Origin of the sequence: Paenibacillus sp. FSL M7-0420 (assembly GCF_038002345.1) — a bacterium.
Classification (GTDB): domain Bacteria; phylum Bacillota; class Bacilli; order Paenibacillales; family Paenibacillaceae; genus Paenibacillus_AQ.
The window spans coordinates 5,929,901-5,948,896 of sequence record NZ_JBBOCJ010000001.1 but is presented as its reverse complement, the minus strand read 5'-3'; the positions used below and the strand labels follow the sequence as shown (position 1 = coordinate 5,948,896).

At 51.5% G+C, this 18,996-nt stretch carries 20 protein-coding genes; 16 read left to right on the top strand and 4 right to left on the bottom strand.

Annotated features, from left to right (window positions below):
• Positions 1 to 165: 165 nt before the first annotated feature.
• From MKX51_RS25345 to MKX51_RS25295, 11 genes are all read left to right on the top strand, one after another.
• On the top strand, positions 166 to 765 hold the full coding sequence (locus tag MKX51_RS25345; protein ID WP_340994314.1) for a hypothetical protein: 600 nt from the start codon (positions 166 to 168) through the stop codon (positions 763 to 765).
• A 133-nt stretch (positions 766 to 898) separates the two neighbouring features.
• Entirely contained in the window at positions 899 to 1,381 is a 483-nt protein-coding gene (locus MKX51_RS25340) for a hypothetical protein (RefSeq protein WP_340994312.1), read from the top strand.
• Positions 1,382 to 1,684: 303 nt separating this feature from the next.
• Entirely contained in the window at positions 1,685 to 2,347 is a 663-nt protein-coding gene (locus MKX51_RS25335) for a GntR family transcriptional regulator (RefSeq protein ID WP_340994311.1), read from the top strand.
• 23 nt (positions 2,348 to 2,370) lie between these two features.
• Positions 2,371 to 3,531, top strand: coding sequence for an amidohydrolase (locus tag MKX51_RS25330; RefSeq protein ID WP_340994310.1), 1,161 nt, complete (start codon positions 2,371 to 2,373; stop codon positions 3,529 to 3,531).
• A gap of 42 nt (positions 3,532 to 3,573) precedes the next feature.
• The gene (locus MKX51_RS25325) at positions 3,574 to 4,617 is read left to right on the top strand and encodes a methionine ABC transporter ATP-binding protein (RefSeq protein ID WP_340994308.1); all 1,044 of its coding nucleotides are present in this window, start codon (positions 3,574 to 3,576) and stop codon (positions 4,615 to 4,617) included.
• Positions 4,592 to 5,251: a methionine ABC transporter permease gene (locus tag MKX51_RS25320; protein WP_076081622.1), complete on the top strand. Its 660-nt coding sequence runs from the start codon at positions 4,592 to 4,594 to the stop codon at positions 5,249 to 5,251. The genes MKX51_RS25325 and MKX51_RS25320 overlap by 26 nt, the downstream gene beginning before the upstream one ends.
• Before the next feature lie 27 nt (positions 5,252 to 5,278).
• Positions 5,279 to 6,298 carry a uroporphyrinogen decarboxylase family protein gene (locus MKX51_RS25315; RefSeq protein WP_340994306.1) on the top strand — a complete coding sequence of 340 codons (1,020 nt, stop codon included), beginning with the start codon at positions 5,279 to 5,281 and terminating at the stop codon, positions 6,296 to 6,298.
• 12 nt (positions 6,299 to 6,310) lie between these two features.
• The gene (locus MKX51_RS25310; protein WP_340994304.1) at positions 6,311 to 7,144 is read left to right on the top strand and encodes a MetQ/NlpA family ABC transporter substrate-binding protein; all 834 of its coding nucleotides are present in this window, start codon (positions 6,311 to 6,313) and stop codon (positions 7,142 to 7,144) included.
• A 22-nt stretch (positions 7,145 to 7,166) separates the two neighbouring features.
• On the top strand, positions 7,167 to 7,976 hold the full coding sequence (proC, locus tag MKX51_RS25305) for a pyrroline-5-carboxylate reductase (protein WP_340994303.1): 810 nt from the start codon (positions 7,167 to 7,169) through the stop codon (positions 7,974 to 7,976).
• A complete protein-coding gene (locus MKX51_RS25300; RefSeq protein WP_340994301.1) occupies positions 7,976 to 8,752 on the top strand; it encodes a VOC family protein in 777 nt (258 codons plus the stop codon). The genes proC and MKX51_RS25300 overlap by 1 nt, the downstream gene beginning before the upstream one ends.
• 115 nt (positions 8,753 to 8,867) lie before the next feature.
• A complete protein-coding gene (locus tag MKX51_RS25295; protein ID WP_340994299.1) occupies positions 8,868 to 9,419 on the top strand; it encodes a GNAT family N-acetyltransferase in 552 nt (183 codons plus the stop codon).
• A 395-nt stretch (positions 9,420 to 9,814) separates the two neighbouring features.
• On the opposite strand, the gene MKX51_RS25290 is transcribed toward MKX51_RS25295, so the two are convergent.
• Complete coding sequence (locus MKX51_RS25290) at positions 9,815 to 12,610, bottom strand: O-antigen ligase family protein (RefSeq protein WP_340994297.1); 2,796 nt, start codon at positions 12,608 to 12,610, stop codon at positions 9,815 to 9,817.
• Between the two features lie 341 nt (positions 12,611 to 12,951).
• Positions 12,952 to 13,161: a hypothetical protein gene (locus tag MKX51_RS25285; RefSeq protein ID WP_036701644.1), complete on the bottom strand. Its 210-nt coding sequence runs from the start codon at positions 13,159 to 13,161 to the stop codon at positions 12,952 to 12,954.
• 199 nt (positions 13,162 to 13,360) lie between these two features.
• Here MKX51_RS25285 and MKX51_RS25280 point away from each other — a divergent pair, with 199 nt between their 5' ends.
• Entirely contained in the window at positions 13,361 to 14,023 is a 663-nt protein-coding gene (locus tag MKX51_RS25280; protein ID WP_340938320.1) for a YheC/YheD family protein, read from the top strand.
• Positions 14,024 to 14,350: 327 nt separating this feature from the next.
• Positions 14,351 to 14,494 carry a sporulation histidine kinase inhibitor Sda gene (locus MKX51_RS25275; RefSeq protein WP_036721967.1) on the top strand — a complete coding sequence of 48 codons (144 nt, stop codon included), beginning with the start codon at positions 14,351 to 14,353 and terminating at the stop codon, positions 14,492 to 14,494.
• 131 nt (positions 14,495 to 14,625) lie between these two features.
• Here the strand turns inward: MKX51_RS25275 and MKX51_RS25270 are convergent, their stop codons facing one another.
• Positions 14,626 to 15,600: an NAD(P)/FAD-dependent oxidoreductase gene (locus tag MKX51_RS25270; RefSeq protein WP_340944420.1), complete on the bottom strand. Its 975-nt coding sequence runs from the start codon at positions 15,598 to 15,600 to the stop codon at positions 14,626 to 14,628.
• 324 nt (positions 15,601 to 15,924) lie between these two features.
• Here MKX51_RS25270 and MKX51_RS25265 point away from each other — a divergent pair, with 324 nt between their 5' ends.
• Both MKX51_RS25265 and MKX51_RS25260 read left to right on the top strand, forming a co-directional pair.
• Positions 15,925 to 17,118, top strand: coding sequence for an NAD(P)/FAD-dependent oxidoreductase (locus MKX51_RS25265; RefSeq protein WP_173131751.1), 1,194 nt, complete (start codon positions 15,925 to 15,927; stop codon positions 17,116 to 17,118).
• 1 nt (position 17,119) lies between these two features.
• On the top strand, positions 17,120 to 17,398 hold the full coding sequence (locus MKX51_RS25260; RefSeq protein WP_340994296.1) for a hypothetical protein: 279 nt from the start codon (positions 17,120 to 17,122) through the stop codon (positions 17,396 to 17,398).
• A 174-nt stretch (positions 17,399 to 17,572) separates the two neighbouring features.
• Here MKX51_RS25260 and hemQ read toward each other — a convergent pair whose 3' ends face one another.
• Positions 17,573 to 18,331, bottom strand: coding sequence for a hydrogen peroxide-dependent heme synthase (gene hemQ / locus MKX51_RS25255; RefSeq protein WP_340938327.1), 759 nt, complete (start codon positions 18,329 to 18,331; stop codon positions 17,573 to 17,575).
• 268 nt (positions 18,332 to 18,599) lie between these two features.
• Here hemQ and MKX51_RS25250 point away from each other — a divergent pair, with 268 nt between their 5' ends.
• A complete protein-coding gene (locus MKX51_RS25250; RefSeq protein ID WP_025707684.1) occupies positions 18,600 to 18,896 on the top strand; it encodes a YuiB family protein in 297 nt (98 codons plus the stop codon).
• Positions 18,897 to 18,996: the final 100 nt, after the last annotated feature.

The window sequence follows — 18,996 nt, the reverse complement described above, 5'->3', positions numbered from 1 at the left end:
CGTTGCAAACCGTGCATTAAGTAAGCGTGGATTGCGGTTTCCGAAACCTCCTAATTATGTATGGTGCAAACTATACTTATTAGGAGGTTTTTTTGTGTTGACTTAAACCATTATATGTTAAAATATGGTGATGAAATAATTAATGGAGCTGTGAGGAGGATAAAAATGATACGAATGCCATTTGAACGCCCAACAGAGCATTATGATGAACGAATTATGGATATCGATAAAGAAATTTGCTCTTTGATCAAGAAGAGAAAGGAGGTCTCGGATAATAATCCAGGATTTCCTCCGTTGGAGTATATTTCTAAATGGTCAGAAGCCTTTGAACTCTATGAAGATTTCCTAAACTCCTTATTCTCAAGTATGATGAATGAAAAACAATTTAAACCAATGATTGAACCAGCCGGATTTAGACAACACATTGCAATTCTGAAATCAGTCGTGAAAGGGGAGCGTTTCTATACTCTAACGTCCTTACGACAATACAGTAATGCAAGTGTATTAACACTAAATATAGATTGGGACGATGAGCCGGAAGTTGAATCCACATCTCATCAGCATAGCCATTACGAACTATATATTAATGACCAATATGATTGCCGAATGATTAATGGTGGAAGCACATCAGATCATGCATCATACAAATATGTAGTCTCTCCGCCATTACCTGATGAGATTTCAGGAATTCAATTTAGGTTCAAAGAATATAGCTACCCGTTCAACAAGAGTGAGACAGGTGATGAGATAGTATTTGAACTTTAGTAAGGTGAATAGCCCTCCACACCTATTAGGTGTTGGAGGGTTATTTATCGTTTGCGCTATATCTCAAACAATCCACTTTCCACAACGTCTAATCCAGGCTGCCATTACGTTAATGAAGTTGGAGGTGTTTATTTTGAACAAACTGATTATTCTCCTTTTCATGGCCTTAATTTCGTGCGATTCCTCGGAACCGAATGAATCCATAGCTGCCAAGACGAAACCAATCCCATCTGCCTCAGAAAATATTAAAAGCGAACTTTTTTCAGCTAATATCTCAATTCCGGAACAAGTTAAAGCAAATCAGGAACTTAAAATTTCTATTGAGTTAAAAAATGAAGCTGGACGGGATCTGGAGATTACAACTGGAGAACCGATATTTTATTTTGCCGTTCGGGATAATACCGACAAGGTGATTAATTCAAGTGCAAGAAAGGATGTTGGAGTTGTACGTCAAATGTCGGATGGAGATATCATTTCAGAAAAGTCTCAATATCGGTTTGAAAAATCGGGCACATACGAAATTTCGGCGCTTGCGGAATTTTCGGTTCAAAGCGGAGAAGGTAGTGAAATCTATAAAATAGAAACAGATCGAAAGTCTGTTCAGGTAAGTGATTAAAGTCAAACTCACGATCAATGAAGGAAGCCGTAGCATGCGGAAGATTAGCCTCCTGAAGGTGTTAGGGAACACCCTGCATCTTCAGTTTTTTTGTCCAATTCGTGTCGATTATTGATTCCCCTATAAAACATACTTGACTAGTGGGATTAATGGGATTATAGTATGAAAAAAGCTTGATTGCGCAGAGAGATTTTCAACTGATACTTTCATTTTATCTTCAATCTCTCTCATCATTAATAATTGTATACAATTATACAGTTGACCGGGCGACCCGCAAATGAGTAGCGAGGAGCAATGAAATCTATGGAAATGCGTTCACGAAGATTGTCGAAGGATAATACCTACTATGCACTTAAGCAAAAAATAATAGACAGCGAGCTGGAGCCGGATCAGGCGGTTAACGAAGAGAGCCTGGCGGCACTTCTCGGAGTCAGCCGGACTCCGCTACGGGAAGCAATTCAGCGGCTGGAGAATGAGGATTTCCTGGTGCGCCAGCCCAACGGCAGGCTGCGGATAGCCCCTTTAACGATTAAGGAGGTCGAAGAGATCTTCCAGATCCGCAGCATGCTTGAAGGTCATATCGCCAGAAGCGCCGCCAGAAATGCTACCATCAAGGATATTCAGCGGTTAACGCTGATTCTGGAGAAGCTGAAGCAATCCTTCCAGATGGGGGATCAGCAGGATGTGGTATCCTATGGCTTCGAATTCCATGATTACTTGTGGGAGATCAGCGGGCTGAAGACTTTTGAGAAGGTGCTGAACCAGCTAAGAGACCGTTCCCTCCGGTATTGTCGTTATGTTTCGCTACATGGGGACTGGAATACGCAGGCGGATGAGGAGCATCTTGTGATTCTGCAGAGGATCATAGCCAGGGATGAAGCGGGGGCGGAGCGGGCAATGCGGGAGCATATCTTAAGCAGCCTCGCGACTGCGCTGGAGCGGATTAGAGGAATTGAACATACGTAAAATGAAGGAGGAAGAACAAGCCTATGAGACCACAGCATGAGACGGAAGAAGCACTGGCAGCCCGGCTGACCGAAGTGCGGAGGAACTTGCACCGTGAACCTGAGCTTAGCAATGAAGAGTTCAGAACGACAGAGAAGCTACGCGGGTGGCTGAGTGAAGCGGGGATACGGGTGCTGGATCTTCCTCTGAAGACCGGACTGATCGCAGAGGTGGGACAAGGTGACGGCAGCATAGTAGCGATCCGTTGCGATATCGATGCCCTGCCGATTGAGGAGCAGACGGGCCTGCCTTATGCCTCCACCATTCCGGGAAAAATGCACGCTTGCGGCCATGACTTCCACACCGCTGTGATCCTGGGCGCGGCCAGCCTGCTGAAGCAGCGTGAGCATGAACTGCCGGGCAAGGTCAGAATTCTGTTCCAGCCGGCTGAAGAGACGGGGCACGGTGCAGAGGATGTACTGGCATCCGGCGGGCTAAGCGGGGTAGAGGCCATCTTCGGATTACATAATTCACCGGACCTGTCTAACGGGGCGTTCGGTACCAGAACGGGAGCTTTAACGGCTGGAGTGGACCGCTTTGAGATTACGGTGCAAGGGGTCGGCGCTCACGCTGCTACACCGGAGAAAGGGGTAGACACCATTGTTACCGCCGCGCAGATCATTACGATGCTGCAAACCGTAGTCAGCCGCCTGAATAACACGCAGGAGCCGGTCGTGCTCAGTGTGACCCGGATCAACGGGGGCTTCACCTGGAATGTGCTGCCGGAGAAGGTGGAGCTGGAAGGTACAGTACGTACGTATAACGAAGAGATCCGCAGCAGCATCCCGGCCCAAATGACGCGGATCATCGAAGGGATTGCAGCCGCAGCCGGAGCAGAGGCGAAGCTGCACTGGTATCCCGGCCCGCCCGCTACGGTCAATCACGGTGCATGGACAGACTTCACCAAAGAGGTCGCGGCACAATCAGGCTATGAGGTACATGATATTCCGCCGCAGATGGGCGGAGAGGATTTCGCCTACTATTTGCAGCAGATCCCGGGTGCTTTTGTGAACATCGGCACCGGCCCGAACCATGCGCTGCATCATCCCCGCTTCGATGTCGATGAGGCGGCCATCCTGCCGGCAGCCAAGTATTTCGCTCTGCTGGCAGAGGGGGCACTGGCGAAGCTGAAGCAGCAGGCTTGAAACCTGAATCCTAAATTTACCAGATGATTGAGGGGAACAACTATGATTGAACTACGGAATGTGTACAAGACGTTCACCCGCAAAGAGGTGAAGATTGAAGCGCTGAAGGGAATCAGCCTGAAGGTGGAGAAGGGCGATATTTTCGGAGTCATCGGCTACAGCGGAGCCGGAAAAAGCACATTAATCCGTCTGGTCAATTACCTGGAACGGCCGTCTGAGGGCCAGGTGCTGGTGGACGGGTACGATCTGGGCGCGTACAGCGACAAAGAGCTGCGGGCAGCCAAGAAAAACATCGGCATGATTTTTCAGCATTTTAACCTGCTGGAGTCCAAAAAGGTGTTCGACAATGTGGCGATTCCACTCATCCTGCTGAAAAAGAGCAAGGCGGAAATCCGCAAGCGGGTGGAGGAGCTGCTCGAATTCGTCGGGCTAAGCGACAAGGCTGGAAGCTATCCGAGCGAGCTGTCAGGCGGACAGAAGCAGCGGGTCGGGATTGCCCGGGCGCTTGCCTCGAATCCTTCAATACTATTGTGCGATGAAGCTACTTCCGCTCTGGACCCGCAGACGACACAGTCCATCCTGCAGCTGCTCAAGCGGATCAACGCGGAATACAACATCACAGTGATGATCATCACGCATGAGATGTCGGTGATTCAGGAGATCTGCAACAAGGTAGCCGTAATGGAAGAGGGACGGATTATCGAGCAGGGCAGCGTGCTGGATGTGTTCGGAGCACCGAAGCATCAGACGACGCAGAATTTCGTCAAAACAGTCATTCAGAACAGTATGACTACAAGCGTCCGCAGAACTCTGAAGACTGAGCAGGGGAGCCGGGTGTATAAGCTGAATTTTGCCGGGGAGAGCGCTTCTGAGCCTGTGCTGTATGAGATCATCCGGTCTTATGGCGTTAAGGTTAACATCCTGTTTGCGAATACGACAGAGATTCAAGAGACGACGCTCGGTACGATTATCGTTCAACTGCAAGGTGATCCGGCACAGATGGAAGCGGCCTTGAATTACATGAAGCAGCATGAGGTCCGGGTAGAGGAGGTGAAGTCCTATGTTCTCGACATCGATCACAAGTGAGCAATTCCTGAAGGCGATTATTGAAACGATTCAGATGGTGGGGGTATCGCTGTTCATCGGCTCGCTGCTGGGTATTCCGCTGGGCATCCTGCTGGTCATTACCCGTCCGGGCGGCGTGCTGGAGAGCAAGTGGCTGTATACCTTACTGAATCCCTTAATTAATGTCATTCGTTCGGTTCCGTTTATCATTCTGCTATTTGCCATTATTCCGCTAACAAGAGCAATTGTTCATACGTCGATTGGAACCAGTGCCGCAATTGTTCCACTGATTATCTATATCGCACCCTATATTGCACGGCTGGTGGAGAATTCGTTGCTGGAGGTGAATCCGGGTATTCTCGAAGCTGCGGAAGCAATGGGAGCTACGCCGTTACAAGTCATATGGTACTTCCTGCTGCCGGAAGCGGTGGGTTCGTTAATACTCTCCCTGACCACAGCGACGATCGGGCTGATCGGGGCTACGGCAATGGCCGGGGCAGTAGGCGGCGGAGGGGTCGGCGACTTGGCAATCGTGTACGGCTATCAGCGTTTTGACGAGGTGGTCATGTTCGCGACGGTCATTATTCTGATCATTCTGGTGCAGGGGATTCAGTCCCTGGGCAACACATTGGCGCGCAAGATTCGCCGTTACTAGAGATTACGAGACAAAGGGGATAGGCAGATGAGTGTATGGAGCAAGCAGGAGCGTTTTCAGGCGATCTTATCCGGGGAACTTGCGGACCGTCCGCTGGTCAGCGGATGGCGCCACTTTATTGACAAGGAGCAGAATGCGGAGGACTTGGCGTCGTCTACGATTTCTTTTACGGAGAAATATGATTGGGACTGGGTGAAAATCAACCCGAGAGCGACCTATTTGGCGGAAGCCTGGGGAAATGAGTATAACTTCGCAGATTACCGGACGGTATTTCCGAGACAGCTGACTACGGCAGTTCCGGCAGCCGCGAATCTCTGGGATCTTGAGGTGAAAAAAGCCGCACAAACCCCTTCGCTGCTGGAGCATCTGGAGGCTGTAAGGAAGATCCGCCAGGGCTTGCCGGATACGCCGCTGATTCAGACGGTATTCTCACCGCTCACGGTATTGCTGTTCATAGTAGGACGTTCTGCTTATGTTACAGAGACCGTATTCGGGATTGAGCAGCCGGTGACGCTGGAATCGCTCTTCAAGGAACACCGCGCCGCCGCGCACCATGCCCTGCATGCGATTGCCTTGACCTTGGCCGATTATGTGCAGGAGCTGCGGCAGGCGGGATCAGATGGTCTGTTCTATGCGGTGACAGGCACAGCCCACCCCGGTTTATTCGATGAAGCGAGGTTCGATGAGCTGTCGAGACCGTATGATTCCATCGTGCTGGAGGCGGCGGGCTATGGCAAGAATATTTTACATACCTGCGGTGCTCATGCCCAGCCTGAGAAATTCAATGATTACCGGATTGACGGGATCAGCTGGGATACGGTAGCCGAAGGCAATCCCGGGCTGGACGCCGATCTCAAGGCTACGAAGGTGGGCGGAGTGGATCATGGGCTGTTTGCCGGAAATGATCTGGAGCAGATTGAACAGCAGGCCAAGGAAGCCTTGGCCAAGATGAAGGGTCAGCCGTTTATTCTGTCGCCCAACTGCGCCATTCCGCTGACGGTTACAGACGAAGCATTAGTGCATTTTAAAAACACAGTATTAGGATAGGGGATGAGAGTGATGAGAAAATTACTGGCGGTTCTACTGATTAGTTCGATGGCGGTGCTGGCGGCTTGCGGTAACAATAAGGAAGCGGCAAGCTCCGGGGACAAAAAGGAAATCACAGTCGGATTCGGCGTAGGTACGTATGAGGAGCAGTTCCGGCAATCCATTCTCCCGATCCTGGAAGGAAAAGGGTATACTGTAGATATCAAAACCTTCTCGCAGAATATGCAGGTCAACCCGGCCATGAAGGAAGGCTCGATTGACGCGAGTATCTTCCAGAGTACGGCCTATATGGATGCGATCAATAAGGAAATTGGTGCCGATATGGTGGGGATTGCCTATGTTCCGGGCGCTCCGCAGGGGCTGTATTCCGTTAATCACACGACGCTTGACGATGTGAAGGACGGCACTACCGTCGCGATTCCGAACGACCCGGTGAATCAGGAGCGTGCGCTGCGGATTCTGGAGGAGCTGGGTTGGGTCAAGATCAAAGAGGGCGCCGGGGTAGCGGACTTCAATGTGAACAGCGTGGAGCCGGACAAGTTCAAGATTGACCTGAAGGTGCTGGACCCGGCGCAGATTCTGGTCTCGCTGCAGGATGTTGACTATGGTGTGGTGAACGGGAATTATATCGCTAACGCTCCCGACCGCAAGATTACAGATGCGCTGATGATTGAGAATACGCCTATGCAGCATAGAATCATCGTATCGGTGAACAAGAAGGACCAGGATACCCAGTGGGCCAAGGACCTGAAGGCTGCCTATGAATCCAAGGAGTTCGAAGAATACATCCTGGGACAGGAGAAATATGCCGGGTTCATTCTGCCGGAGGCCTGGGCCAATAACTAACCTAATCAGGGAGTGAGTGGAAGTGTCAAAAGGCAAGATTCATTTCATTGGCGGCGGGCAGATGGCGGAAGCGATCATCCGGGCCTGCCTCGCAGGCGGCACGCTGGCTGCCGGACAGATCAGTGTAGCGGATATTCATGAAGGACGGCTTCAGCTATTAAAAAGCAAATATAACGTAGACACGGAGAGTACGCAGCAAGAAGCTCTCTCCGGCGCAGAACTGATCGTCATCGCTGTCCGTCCACAGGATGATCTGGCTGCACTTGGAGCACAGGTTCGCGAGTATGCTGCACCGTCTGCGGTCATTGTATCGATTGTGGCGGGAGTAACAATAGTCCAGCTCGGAGATTATTTCGGAGCAGAACGTCCGATTGTCCGGGTGATCCCGAATACCTTGACCGATACCGGTTACGGATACAGCGGTGTAGCTCTGAATGCTGCCGCTTCTCTGGAGCAGGTGGAAGCATTCCTGCTGGGCTTCGGCAAGGTGCAGGTTCTGGAGGAATCCTATATTGATATCTTCACAGGCTTCGGGGTAGCCGGACCGAACTACATCTATTATTTCATTGAGTCGTTCACGGATGCCGGAGTTCTTGCCGGACTGCCGCGGGAGCAAGCCTGGAAGGTGGCGCTGGAGAATATGCTGGGAGCGGTGGCTATGCTGCAGCAGACCGGACTGCACCCAAGACAACTGCTGGACATCAACAACTCGCCTGGCGGCGTCGGTATGCACGGTTTGTATGAGCTGAACAACAGTGATTTCGCTGCCGGATTGCAGCGGAGTGTACTGGCTGCGGTGAAGCGGACCACGGAGCTGGGAGTGAAGAAGTAATGGCCGTACTGAAATGGGATCATCTTGTACATTATGTGAATGATCTGGACCAGCCGGTTCAGCTCTTCGCGGAGCATGGACTAACAGCCTTCCGGGGCGGATCGCATAAGGATTGGGGAACGTATAACGCCTTGAGTTATTTTGGACTCACCTACCTGGAGTTCCTCGGGATCGAGAACCTGGAGCTGGCGCGTTCGACCAAGCATAACGTGGTTGTGCGGGATGCCGTCACGCTTTTGCCGGAGCACGAGGTATTAAGCAGAGTGGTGCTGCGCACAGATGATATTGAGGCAGTAGAGGGTAAATTGAAGGCTGCGGGATTAGCCTTGTCGCCCATCATTGACGGCCGCCGTCTGGATAACCAGGGTAGGTTAATCGAGTGGCGGATGATGACCATTGACGGTGATTTTCAGGGGCTGGCCTATCCATTCATTATCCAGTGGAGTCAGGCGGATGAGGAGCGGCTGGACAGCCTGAATGCAGCAGGAATCAACCAGCCCCATCCTGCCGGGAAGGTTGACATGGCGGGTGCAGTCTTCCGTGTCTCCGATCCGGCCGCTGCCGCCAGTCATTGGAGTGAGCTGTTCGGCATCCCGGTGAGCGGACCTGCGGATGGTTTCGACGGCAGCTACAGCCTTAAGGCAGGAGATCAGCAGATGTTTGAGTTCGTGACAGGCGAAGAGAACCGGCTCAGCCGGATTGTGTTCCGGACGGATTCACCTCAGCTCAAGGGACAGACGCTGACTGTTGGTGAAGGCGAGTACGTGTTTGAATAAATGCAGGACAAGTATATGGGACAGGCTCTTTGCCGCAGTTTGCGGTGGCAGGCCTGTTCTTTTTGTGGTAAAGTTCTACACTAATATAAGGAGAGCGTAAGGAGGTCACAGAGATATGGAATTTGAGACCAGACGTTTGATCATCAGGGAATTCATCGAAGAAGACATGGTGCAGGTACATGAATATGCGTCCGATCCCGCAGTAGTGACGCATTCAATCTGGGGGCCCAATTCACTGGAGGATACCCGCGAATATATGCGCCATACGCTGACATTGCAGCAGGAGGAGCCGCGCCTTGGCTTCGAGTACGCTGTGGTTCTGAAGGAGGACGGGCGGCTGATCGGCGGCTGTGGCTTGCATATTACCGGAACAGGACAGGGAGAGATCGGCTATTGCTACAACCGGCTGTACTGGGGACAGGGCTATGCTACTGAGGCTGCCGCGGCACTGCTGGACTTGGGCTTTCATAAGCTGGAGCTTCACCGGATCTATGCCACCTGCCGCCCCGAGAATATCGGCTCCGCCCGCGTGATGCAGAAGCTCGGCATGACATACGAAGGGCATCTTAGAGGACATATGTATCATAAAGAGAAGTGGATGGACTCCTATCAATATTCGATTCTGGAGGATGAGTATAAGGGGCGGTATCGGCACGCAGTACTGTAAGGATCATGGGCAGATGCTGTAGGCCGCCAGTTAGGCGGCCTACAGCATCTGCAATTGCATTTTCTACACTAGATTTCACTTCATTTCACCTTAAAATGCATTCTGCTGTATTACATACATTTGATTTTCTGGCTTAGGAGTTGGAAATGCCTATTTGCTGAGATTCTGCTGCATGAAGTACAATTGAATGTCTTTTTGGGTGAATTTCAGCGGTATCTATTGTAGGAAATACAATTAGAACAAGAAATAGAGAGTAGATCCAGCAAAAATAAGGGGTACATGGAGGCACGGTTGTCAGTAGCCAATGGCCATGAAAAAGCGGCTCAGCCCCCGCACACAGCAAAAAGCACCTGCCTTAAACGGTCAGGTGCTCTTTGCTGTTCTTTAAGCGGCGGTTACAGCGGCATCCCCGCCACTTCATTAATCCTCGCCGCTTCTTCCGGATCAGCGGCGGTCAGCTTCTGATAGACCGCCTGATCCTGGGCGCTTTGCAGTCTCTGTTGAACGGCCAGCAGCCACCGGGCAAGCTCACGGTTGACAGGGTTGCTGTAGTCCTCACTGAGACCTTGCTTCAGTGTAGCTTCTGCGGCCTGCATGTCCTGCGACATGTACTGGATCTTCGCGGTGTTCAGCAGCAGTTCCGGCGTGACGCTAACGCCCTGCTGCTGTGCATCCTGATCTGCGGCGGCGTAAGTATAAGCATCCAAGCCGGTTTTGAAATACCGCTGCTTGTTAAGGGTCTCCTGGTCCCTGATCTCCAGCTTCCCCTCAGCCGCAGCTTCCTGCGAACGTTTCAGGGCTGCGGCTCCCAGCTCCTGGGACCGGGCAATCACTCCGCTGTACCAGGCGGTTGTCCACAGGCTTCCGCTGTCGGTCAGATCCTCGTATCCGCCCGTGAAGCCCTGCTTCACAGCCGCGGCAGCCGCGTCCTTGTCCCCGGACAGGAATTGTACTCTCCCTGCGCTTAGGCCAATTGTAGGTGTGACGAAGAATTCACGGCCCTGAAGCTGCTCGGGAGGGAGGCTTTTCAAATGGGCAATGCCGTCCGTTACATGTTTGTAGGCGGAGAGTGCGGAAGCGAAATACGTCTGTTGTCCGGCTTCATCCTGCTTGGAGTAAGCCTGCTGTCCAAGGAGGGAAGCCCGGCTGATCAGTCCGGCATACCAGTTGATATCCCACATGAACTTATCCGCGTTGTCCAGATAGACATGATAGGCTTCAATGCTCTGGCCCTTCAGGTCATAGTAGCCTGCGAGTTGGGTCAGCAGCTCTTTGTTAGACGGCTCATTCTTCAGCGCGCGGGTCAATACCGCATAAGCCTCGTCCAGGAACTGCTCGTTCTTGGTCTGCTCATACACCTTCTGATCCAGCAGGTACAGGTACACAGCGGATTCCGGGTGGTATGGGCGGATGTTGAGTGCTTTTACCAACGGGGCCTTGATCTCCTCATAGGACTGGCTCACTTGGATCAGCTTCTTGGCGGCATAAGCCTCAGAGCTTGAACGGATGTACCCCAGAGACAGGAAGAGCAGGTAGCCTGTGCCGACTCCGAGTACTGTGAAATAGCCCGCTCTGATCCACAGCTTGTTCCACGTAAAGCGGAGCGGCTTGCTCTCCATGGCCACAGCCATTCCCCCCAGAGCGAGGAATACGAGCATACCCATGAAGGCAAAACTGAGGTTGAAGTCCAGCAGGCTGTGAACGAGAATCGACAAGGCGATAATAAGATAGAAGAATCCGTTGCTATAGTCATCGGTCTCCCGTCTCAGGTACTGTCTGCTGAATTTGTAGAAGATAAACAGGATGAAGCCCATGAACACCAGGAAGCCTACAATGCCCACCTCAATCAGATATTGCAGGAAGAAGTTATGCACCTGGCGGCTCAAGTAAGGGTTGTTCTGATAATGCTCATAGAGTGTGGCCCATCCGCCTCCGCCCGTGCCAAGTACCGGATAATCCTTGACGACCTTCATGGCATCTTCGTAAAAGGTAAAACGTTCCAGGACACTGTGCTGCCTGAAGTTGATATTCTCCAGCCGTGTTCCGATATTCGCCGGAAGGATATTGCGCGCGCTCGTGCCAATGAACAGGAAGGCGATGATCGCGACGCCAGCCACCGAAACGGCAGGAATCCATAATCCGCTCATGCGGCGGGCTTCCAGTCCGCCGAGCTTGCGGCTCAGATAAGGTGCCAGGTAACGCTGAACCACCAGACAGAGCACGCCTGCACAGGCAGATGCTCCCAGCAGATAGCCCCAGCCTTTAAGGGCAGCAGACGAGTTGAACTCCGTATTCAGCTCCAGGCCCAGTCTCGTGACCGGGCTGGTAATCAGCAGAGAGAATAGGCCGGCAAGGGCGAGATGGACAATCCACAGAATCTGCTGCACTGGCTTCAGGAAGAGCAGCAGGAGGATGAAGACCACCGGCAGCAGCACCAGTCCGCCACGGGATAAGGTAAGCAGCAGCGAGACGATGATAGGCACCAGCATGAAGCCGTGCAGCAGCTGCCCGGACCATTTGCGGGAGCGGATCAGTGCAAAGACGGCCACGAACAGAAAGGCCATCAGGAAGGCTGCATATGTATTAGCATATTGGAAAATGGAGGTCAGACGCAGGCCGTTCGAGTCGGTCATTACCGCTTCGCTATACCTGCCGCTCCATACAGTCTTCGAGAACCAGCCCACCAGACTGCCGGCCAGCTTCCAGCTTCCGAGCCAGTTGAGCAGGCCAAAGCCGACGATCAGGTAAGCGAGGGCAAGCACGCCATGCTGGACGGCGGAATTGAGCCGCTTGTGCCGGAGCAGAAGGATACTGATGATGAAGACTGCGGCATAGGTGAACTGGGTGAACAGCATGTTCATCGCCATATACCGGGAAGCAGCGCCGAATAGCGACAGCGCATAGGTTAAGGGAAGCAGGAGGGCCGCTACGGTGAGCAGATCACGCTGTCCCTCCAGCCGGAAGGATCTGAAATACAGGACGGCAGCGGCCAGCAGGAGCAGACAGCTTAATAAGGCGGCAACATAAATGGGCTTCTCGAAATCCGCCGTCATTCCGTTGAACAATCCGATCTGAAAAGCGGACCAGCCCAGGAACAGCAGGAACGCAGCGCAAAGCATCCAAGCCGCCCCTGAAAGCTTGTCCGTAGCTTTGACAGAAGCCGCCTGTTTTCCGTACACAGGTTTCGACACGATAGAATCTCCTTTTTCAAAATAGTAGGTCTTCCAATTTATTGCACATACATATTACGGATATAAAGTGAAAAAGTTGTTGTCTGAACGGAAATTTCAAAGATTGGAGTATCTTGCAGAAGAGAAAGGGAGCGAAAAAGTGGGGAATAGGCCGGAACCTGCTCAGCGAATGAAGCCGTCTGTCCGCACAGGCCAGCCTGACGCAATTTTCATAGAATATGGTAACGGGGCGAATCTATGAATCGTGTAAGAATGACGCTTAAGAGTTCCGCCCGAAGGCAGCAATGACGGCAGGGGAACGCGCAATCCGCTTCCTGGGCCACTGCTGCCGGGAATATGCTTCAGGCGGGGATAATAAATTTCAGGTTAATCATGAACACGATCAGGGCGGAGGCCCCCAGGGAAAAGGCGATGCAGCCGGCACCGAGCACTCTGCGCCGGTCCTTGATGAATTTGAAGCCAAGCGCACAGACGAGTATTGTCGTTCCTGCCAGTACAACAGACATGCCGATCATCGCAAACCAATACAGGATTTCAAAAAACTCAGCCATTAGGAAACCCTCCCTTTCAGGCAATAATACAACGAATTTTAAAGGTTTTCCAGTCAAATGTACCAGGGACATAAGGCCCCGCAGCCATATGCCCTTTTTTGCTCTGGCCAGCTATACCACGGACAATCATACAGGAGGGCAAGGCCTTTTGTGAGTAATCTATAGGGTAGGCTGGGAATGCGAAAGGAGAGGGCAAATAATGGCGGGGAGAGAACTGGCAAGCAAGCTGCTGAAGACGGCGGCGCTGCTTAGCGATTCACGGGTTGCCGGTTACATTCCGAGAACGCGGGAATATAGTGCTGCCGGATTGTCCGCGATGCTTGGAAGATACGGCAATGTTGTCATCAAGCCGGTTGTAGGCGGAGGAGGATATGGTGTCATCAAGGTGTTCCGGGATCATAGGGGGTACGGCTTCACGTATATGAAGAGCACACGTATCTATGGAGACTTCACTTCTATGCGCCAGGCACTGGACAGATTCAAGGTGAAACGGAAATATTTGATCCAGCAGGGCATTTCCCTTGCACGAATCTCCGGGCGTCCGATTGATTACCGTGTCAAAGTAGTGAAGAACGGCGAGCACTGGGAGTTCCGATCTATGGTAGGGAGAGTAGCCCGGCCGGGCTTGTTCGTTACGAATCTCTGCAAAGGAGGCACGATGCTCAGCTGCCGCCAGGGACTGCGAAGATCATTGCCAAGAGTGGGGACCTCATCCAAAAAGGCGGAGATGCGCAGGCTGACCTTAGTCTGTACCGAGCTGCTGGAGCGGCATTTTCCGGGGATCGGTGAACTGGGCTTTGACTATGCTGTAGATCATCGGGGAAAGATTTGGATTCTGGAAGTAAATACAAGACCAAAATGATTAATAAAATTTTTATATTTGACGATAAATACAGTAATAGGCTAATATTGCGTTTAGTTGTTTAGATTTTGAGGTAATACAACAAGAAATATCCCAGCCAATTATGAACATTCTAAAAAAGTTTTTGTGTGGAGATGTCAGGTTTCAGCCCTGTGCATAACTGTTATCCCCATAGTCCACTGTGCAATTGCTGACATTATAACCCTTACTCACATATTATACACAGGATTTCCACAGCAGCTTGTGGATAATGAGAACGCTTGTTCGAATAATGATAGTTTGCTATGATAGATTCAGATCCAAATAAAGGAAAGGTAGGTGAACGTTATGGTTGAATTGTCGGATGAGATGCTGCTAGACTCTTATCACAGAGCGATAGAGCTGCATTTGGAGCATGATTTCATCGCCCTGCTTCTCGCTGAAATTCGCAAACGGAACTTACACTCTCCAGACCATGCGGTTCTTCATTAAAGATCAGAGCACATCCTGCAGCATTGGACTTCATTAACCGCAAGCATCAAGGAATAGGGTATCTTTTCAAGTTGAGGTGGAATCAACCTGAAAGGATACCCTTTTATTATGGCTATAAGGTTATAGACAACCTAGAGCTTAAGATTACTGCTGTGTCCCGGAGACAGCTTCGCATCCGGATCAATATACACCTTGGCGTTATTGACTGCTGTCGGCGCTTCTCCGAATCCTACAGCGATCAGCTTCAGCTTGCCCGGATAAGTCGTGATATCGCCAGCAGCGAAGATTCCCGGAATGCTGGTCTCCATGCGGGAGTCAACTACAATGGAGTTGCCCTCAATGCCGATTCCCCACTCGGCAATCGGGCCCAGAGAGGAGACAAAGCCGAAATTGACAATAACGCTGTCTACTTCGATTTCTTGAGTTTCCTTGGTCTTGATATGGGACAAGGTGACCTTGGTAATGAATTCTTCACCGTGAAGCTCAGTGATCTCGGACGGCGTAATCACATTTACCTTAGAGGCCATCAGATTCTCTACACTATGCTCATGCGCACGGAATTTATCGCGGCGGTGAATCAGGGTTACCTGTTCAGCGATCGGCTCCAGCATCAGCGCCCAGTCCACAGCGGAATCGCCGCCGCCGCTAATCAGCACCTTTTTATCCTTATAAGCATTCAGATCATTTACGAAATAATGCAGGTTGGCTTTCTCGAAGCGCTGTGCATCAGGTACCTCAAGACGCCGCGGCTCAAATGCGCCTACGCCTGCCGTGATGATAATGGCTTTGCTGTGATATTCAGCCTTGTCAGTGGTGACGGTGAAATGGCGCTCACCCTGCTTCACAACCGATACGACCTTCTCCTCCAGACGGATATCGGACTGGAACAGCTCCATCTGCCGGGACAGGTTATCCACCAGCTCCTGTGCGGTAATTTTGGGGAAGCCGGCGACATCGTAAATATATTTCTCAGGATACAGAGCAGCAAGCTGCCCTCCGAGTTGGGGCATACTCTCAATAAGGGTTACTGAAGCCTGGCGCATACCGCCGTAAAAAGCGGCAAACATACCGGCTGGACCTCCGCCTATAATCAGCAGATCGCTCATAGGAACGGTTTGCTCTAATGTCACGTAATATTACACCTCCGAGTTGATAGTTTCAATTTGCCATACAAGCGTACCTACTCATTATAAACATAGTCTCACCTGCCTGCAAAGGCTTTGATTTCAATGAAAAATGTGACATTTTGTTGTATGATTATATTTGATTAAAACGATACTAAGGTTTACAATGGATATGGTTATTTTAGAAATCCTTTAAGTTTTATTGGAAATTCTTCTGAATTTAAGTGTATAAATTCACAAAAGAAACCTGATTTTTTTACAAAAAATAACACATAGACAGATTCACCTGTTGGAAGGAGCCGGAACATGAGCAGTATTCCCAAAATCGTTATTCTAGGCGCGGGGTATGGAGGGATTTTGACCGCCCAGCGGCTGCAGAAAGCTTTGAACTATAATGAAGCCGATGTAACTCTGGTTAACCGCCATGAATATCACTATTTCACGACCCATCTGCATATGCCTGCAGCGGGCACGGACAGCATCGAGCATACACGCGTGTCTATCTCCAAATTAATCGATGAGTTCAAGATCGATCTTGTCAAATCCTCGGTGCAGGAGATTCGCACCCAGCAGAAGAAGGTTATTCTGGAGGACGGAACGCTCTCGTATGATTACCTCGTGATTGCCCTTGGCGGTGAGCCTGAAACGTTCGGGATTCCGGGACTCGACAAATATGCGCTGACCATCCGCAGCATCAACTCTGTGCGGCTGATCCGGGAGCATATCCAGTACCAGTTCGCCAAATACAAGAATGAGAATAATGCACAGGAGCATATCAACTTCGTCATTGGCGGCGCGGGCTTCAGCGGGATTGAATTTGTAGCGGAGCTGGCTGACCGGATTCCTGCACTATGCAAAGAATTTGATGTCGATCCAAGCATGGTCAACATCTATAATATAGAAGCTGCGCCTACGGCTCTGCCGGGGTTCGCGCCTGAGCTGGTTGAGCATGCCATGACCGTACTCACCAAGAAGGGTGTAACCTTCAAGATGGGCGTAGCGATCAAGGAATGCTTGCCTGGCGGCGTGATTCTGGCCACGGGTGAAGAGATCAAGGCTTCCACAATTGTATGGACCGGCGGTATCCGCGGGAACCGTCTGATCGAGGCTGCCGGCTTCGAAGCGATGCGCGGACGGGTGAAGGTAGACGAATATCTGCGGGCTCCGGGACATGAGAACATCTTCATCATAGGTGACGGCTCCCTCATGATTAACCCGGAAGGGCGTCCTTACCCGCCGACGGCACAGATTGCCATGCAGCAGGGAGAATGCTGCGCGCATAATCTGGTAGCGGCCATCCGCAGCCAGCAGCCGAAGAAATTCGCCTTCAGCAACAAGGGGACCGTAGCTTCGCTGGGTAAAGGCCAGGGAATTGCCGTAGTCGGCGATAAGACATACAAAGGCTGGACAGCGGCGCAGCTGAAGAAGGTTGTCGATATGCGCTACCTGCTCATCATCGGCGGCATACCGCTCGTCCTCAAGAAGGGAAGATTCCTCTAAGATGCGCCACTGCAGCGTGCAAGTACGCGGACTGCTGACGCGCGAGGAGCTGGACCGCTATAATGCTCTGATTGAGGTAGGCTCTTATCTGGAGGATCAGACGCGGTATGATCTGGCCTACAATATCCAGAAGGAAATCGATATTCTCATTCTCCCGGCCATCGAACGCCTGAAGGATAAGGGCCGCGCGCGTGACCGGGCGACGGCTGAATATCTGGAGAGTCTGCGTGACGGGGATGAGGACGAAGCGGACGAGGACGATAAGGAGCCTTCGGCATAAGCGGTGTGGTATAGTGGAAGCAGAAAAGACGTACAATGCAAAGAGAGCCGTGCTTGCAACACGGCTCTCGGGTGCAATAGCCGCTTTTAAGGGCGGTAGGCCTCGGACAAACAGGATACGACAAATAGACCGCATACCTTTGCTAGAGGGGGCGGTCTATTTGCGTTTATGCTCTTACAGCTTCAGCATCTCCTCGAACGATTCCTCGTTCAGCAGGTTGCCTACATAGAAGGGGCCGAACTCGCCGTAGCGGGCGCTGACTTCATCGAAGCGCATCTCGTAGACGAGCTTCTTGAACTGCAGGGCATCCTCGGCGAACAGCGTCACACCCCACTCCCAGTCATCGAAGCCAACGGAGCCGGTGATGATCTGCTTCACCTTGCCGGCGTAGCCGCGTCCGATCAGGCCGTGCGAATACATCAGCTCCCGGCGTTTCTCCATATCCAGCATGTACCAGTTGTCGGCAAGCTCACGCTTCTTGTTCATCGGGTAGAAGCAGATATGCTTCATTTGCGGCAGTACAGGCTTCAGCCGGGCAGCCACATGCGGGTTCTGCATCGGGTCGCTGCCGTCTCCGGCGCTTCCTCCTGCGGCGTAGTTGCTGAGCTCAACAATGCTCACATAGGAATAGGCCTTCGTTGTATATTGGGCAAAGGCGATTTTGTTAAAAGCGGTCTCCAGCGCATTCAGCGCCTCCAGACTCTCTCTCAGAAACATCATCACGAAATCAGCCTTCTGGCCCACGATGGAATAGACCGCAGAGCTGCCCTCCTTCGCTTCCTCGACAGGTCCCCACTCCTGCATGAAGGCATGCAACTCCTCCAGGGCCACTGCCCGTTCCTCGTCATCGGCTGCCGTCCAGGCTGTCCAGTTCAGCGAGCGGAAGTCATGCAGCGCATACCAGCCTTCCAGTGTCAAAGCGGCTTCGTTCAAGTTGTTCACTCCTTATAGGTTATCGGTGGAATATCCTCGCGTAAAATCTTCTTTGTCCGCATACCTTAAATATGTATGAACATAGGTCGGGTGCTATTTGCATTGTAGCGCAGCGGGCGGCAGAGAGCAAACGCCGAGGCCCCCATTCACGCGAATTCCGGTATGTAGCACGATAATGTTCATTGCTTCGCTACATTTTTTCTAGTAAACTTACTATTATATAAGCTTGGGTGTGCGGTTCTTTATAGAGAGAGGGGATGGCGGTACGATGGGCTTTATTCCGGTGTTTGTTCTGGCCGTTTTATTCTTTGTGATGATGTTCGGCATTGGCTTCATTCTTAACATGCTGATGAAGACTACCTGGTTCCCTGCCTATCTGTTCGTCATTGTCATTCTTCCGGTGGTGGTCTATTCCATCTGGGACCGGAGCGCGATGTCCCTATGGGAGCACCTCTCTACCTTCCACATTGTGGATTATCTTACCGGCATAGCCGGTCTTGCCGGGGCAGTTCTGAGCGGCTGGACGATTCAGAAGCTGCGGCTGGGCGGATACAAGATGTTCTAAGCGCTGCCTGAAGGGCGGTACAACAAGAAACGGCTAGTCTCCAGTAATGGGGGGAGCCGTTTTTTTCTTTTCCGCCAGAAAGCCCAAGAATTCATCTTTA

Coding starts and splice junctions, on each gene's coding strand:
- MKX51_RS25275 (WP_036721967.1), top strand. CDS start 14,351: ATGGTTGAATTGTCGGATGAGATGCTGCTAGACTCTTATCACAGAGCG.
- MKX51_RS25315 (WP_340994306.1), top strand. CDS start 5,279: ATGAGTGTATGGAGCAAGCAGGAGCGTTTTCAGGCGATCTTATCCGGG.
- MKX51_RS25325 (WP_340994308.1), top strand. CDS start 3,574: ATGATTGAACTACGGAATGTGTACAAGACGTTCACCCGCAAAGAGGTG.
- MKX51_RS25300 (WP_340994301.1), top strand. CDS start 7,976: ATGGCCGTACTGAAATGGGATCATCTTGTACATTATGTGAATGATCTG.
- MKX51_RS25280 (WP_340938320.1), top strand. CDS start 13,361: ATGGCGGGGAGAGAACTGGCAAGCAAGCTGCTGAAGACGGCGGCGCTG.
- MKX51_RS25320 (WP_076081622.1), top strand. CDS start 4,592: ATGTTCTCGACATCGATCACAAGTGAGCAATTCCTGAAGGCGATTATT.
- MKX51_RS25310 (WP_340994304.1), top strand. CDS start 6,311: ATGAGAAAATTACTGGCGGTTCTACTGATTAGTTCGATGGCGGTGCTG.
- MKX51_RS25285 (WP_036701644.1), bottom strand. CDS start 13,161: ATGGCTGAGTTTTTTGAAATCCTGTATTGGTTTGCGATGATCGGCATG.
- MKX51_RS25345 (WP_340994314.1), top strand. CDS start 166: ATGATACGAATGCCATTTGAACGCCCAACAGAGCATTATGATGAACGA.
- MKX51_RS25260 (WP_340994296.1), top strand. CDS start 17,120: ATGCGCCACTGCAGCGTGCAAGTACGCGGACTGCTGACGCGCGAGGAG.
- MKX51_RS25330 (WP_340994310.1), top strand. CDS start 2,371: ATGAGACCACAGCATGAGACGGAAGAAGCACTGGCAGCCCGGCTGACC.
- MKX51_RS25265 (WP_173131751.1), top strand. CDS start 15,925: ATGAGCAGTATTCCCAAAATCGTTATTCTAGGCGCGGGGTATGGAGGG.
- MKX51_RS25250 (WP_025707684.1), top strand. CDS start 18,600: ATGGGCTTTATTCCGGTGTTTGTTCTGGCCGTTTTATTCTTTGTGATG.
- MKX51_RS25295 (WP_340994299.1), top strand. CDS start 8,868: ATGGAATTTGAGACCAGACGTTTGATCATCAGGGAATTCATCGAAGAA.
- MKX51_RS25270 (WP_340944420.1), bottom strand. CDS start 15,600: ATGAGCGATCTGCTGATTATAGGCGGAGGTCCAGCCGGTATGTTTGCC.
- MKX51_RS25335 (WP_340994311.1), top strand. CDS start 1,685: ATGGAAATGCGTTCACGAAGATTGTCGAAGGATAATACCTACTATGCA.